At 29.7% G+C, this 2,323-nt stretch carries 2 protein-coding genes; one reads left to right on the top strand and one right to left on the bottom strand.

The genetic code is table 11. The features are described 5' to 3' along the window. The first annotated feature begins 33 nt into the window (after positions 1-33). Positions 34-1,506, top strand: coding sequence for an SIR2 family protein (locus NFR56_RS09850; protein WP_251458804.1), 1,473 nt, complete (start codon positions 34-36; stop codon positions 1,504-1,506). 68 nt (positions 1,507-1,574) lie between these two features. On the opposite strand, the gene NFR56_RS09845 is transcribed toward NFR56_RS09850, so the two are convergent. Continuing rightward, on the bottom strand, positions 1,575-2,288 hold the full coding sequence (locus tag NFR56_RS09845) for a toll/interleukin-1 receptor domain-containing protein (RefSeq protein WP_049514396.1): 714 nt from the start codon (positions 2,286-2,288) through the stop codon (positions 1,575-1,577). Between the last annotated feature and the right edge of the window lie 35 nt (positions 2,289-2,323).

Here is a 2,323-nt window from a genome sequence, read left to right as displayed (position 1 = left end):
TAGTGATAATAAATAGTTATCGGTAGGAGAAGGATGAAAAAACTAAAACAACAATTTATTTCTGATTTTAGTGCAGCAATGTTAGAAAATAATGTAGCTGTTTTTGCTGGCGCAGGACTCTCAGTTCCCTCAGGGTATGTAAACTGGAAAGAACTATTACGGCAATTTTCTGATTCGATTGGACTAGATATTGATAAAGAACACGACTTAATTTCAGTTGCACAGTACTATAAAAATTCTGCACATTCAAAAAATCAGATTACACAAAAACTAATACAAGAATTTACTAAAGACTCTAAAGATAATAATTGGCTGACACTTCTAACAAGTATGCCCATCGGGACTTTTTGGACAACTAATTATGATCACTTAATTGAAGACAACTTGAAGAAATCTGGAAGACGCGTAGATGTCAAGATTGATAATAACGATTTATCAATTACACCCCCAAATATTGATACTACTGTATATAAATTTCATGGAGATATTTCTAGACCCTATGAGGCAGTGTTGACTCGGGATGATTATGAGAGTTTTGATGAGAGTCACAAACTTTTTATCCAAACACTTCGAGGAGATCTGATTAGTAAAACATTTGTATTTGTAGGATATAGTTTAAATGATCCAGATATTCAGCAAATTCTAAGTAAAATTAGATTATTAATCGGGGAAAATATTAGAATGCATTATTGCTTTCGGAAAAATTTATCTATTGATATGTTTAAAAATTCCAACGCCCCTGAAAACGAATTAGAATATGGCAAGATAAAACAAGAGCTCGAAATAAATGATTTAAAAAGATATGGCATTCATACTATTTTGATTGATAATTATAATGAGATTGATGAAATCTTTAATCAGTGCTATCAGTTATATTTAACCAACAGTGTCTTTATTGCTGGAAGTTGCAGAAATTATGGAGAATGGGATGAGACTAGTGCTACTGAGTTTTTATATCTTTTAGGATATAAGTTAATTGATAATGGAATTATTGTTGGAAATGGGAATATAGAAGGTGTAGGACCACAGGTGATTAATGGTGTGATGACAGCGATTAATGATAAAAATCTTGATATTTCGAAGTATTTAAAAATTAAAACTCTCCCATTAATTAAGGGGAGCGATAAACATATTGATAGATCTGCAAAACAAAGATTTCAAGATAATATGATATCAGAAGCAGGAATAGTTATATTTGTATTCGGAAACCAATATTATGATGGGACTTTATCTAATTCTAGGGGAGTACTGGAAGATTTTGATAGGGCAATGAAGCAAAATAGATTTATTATTCCTGTAGGTTCAACTGGTTGGAGCTCTTTAGAAGTATATCAAACACTTTTATCTGAAATTGATAAATATTCCTATCTCACTCCTTTTCTAGATAAGTTACTAACGGAGAAGGATCCTGAAATTCTATCTCAAACTATTATTGACTGCATTAAATATATCAGAGAGTCTTACATCATGGATAGCAAGTATATAAAGAATGCTCCCGTAATATAAATAGAGACTCACCGATTGACTTCACTTCGATGGATCTCTATTTTTGTTTGATATTCTCTAAATTTCAATCACATATATATGTTTGTGTATATTTCTTGGATAATTTCCAGTATTTTAAAATGATATTCTCCCTGAAAGTCTTTCCTAAATAAGCGTTCTTTTAATAATTGAGTTATTTCAGTACAAAATAATATTTCGTGAGTTAGTTTAAAATCTCCTGACTTTTTCTGCTTTCTCAAATATTGAGAGAAGTTATCTATGATAAAAATAGCGTCAATATTGTTTACAGTACAACACCGAATCTGTTCTAATAAAAAGTTACCGACATAACTGCTGATTGAAAACTTAGGAATATCTCTACAAACAATATTGTTCAAATGCAGTAATATAAAGCGATCTACGATATAATCTATCTCTTTTAACGATGATACCGTTAATAAATTATAATTTTTTAAGAAGGTATACTCACTAGGAATATCTTCTTTTTTTATTTTATACAATACTGGAAAAAAAGGAATCCTTTTCTTCATCGCATAATCTAGCTCTTTTATACACCATGCTTTGTTAAAGAATGTTTCATCGAATATAAAAATAATTCCATAATAATCAGCACTTTTATCGAGTACAGTATATAGATTATCAATTATTTCATCTCCAATGTTAATTTCAAATTTGTCAATCCAGGTTTTTAATCCTATTTCGTTTAACATATTATTCAGATGATTTACAAATTCGTAGTAAATATCTCTTGAATAACTTATGAAATATTGAAATTCTCTCACATTTCTCTCCTACCGATAACTATTTATTATCACTA

This window comes from Streptococcus caecimuris (assembly GCF_943193075.1).
In the GTDB taxonomy this organism is placed as follows: Bacteria; Bacillota; Bacilli; order Lactobacillales; family Streptococcaceae; genus Streptococcus; species Streptococcus caecimuris.
This window is presented reverse-complemented; position numbering and strand designations above follow the sequence as displayed.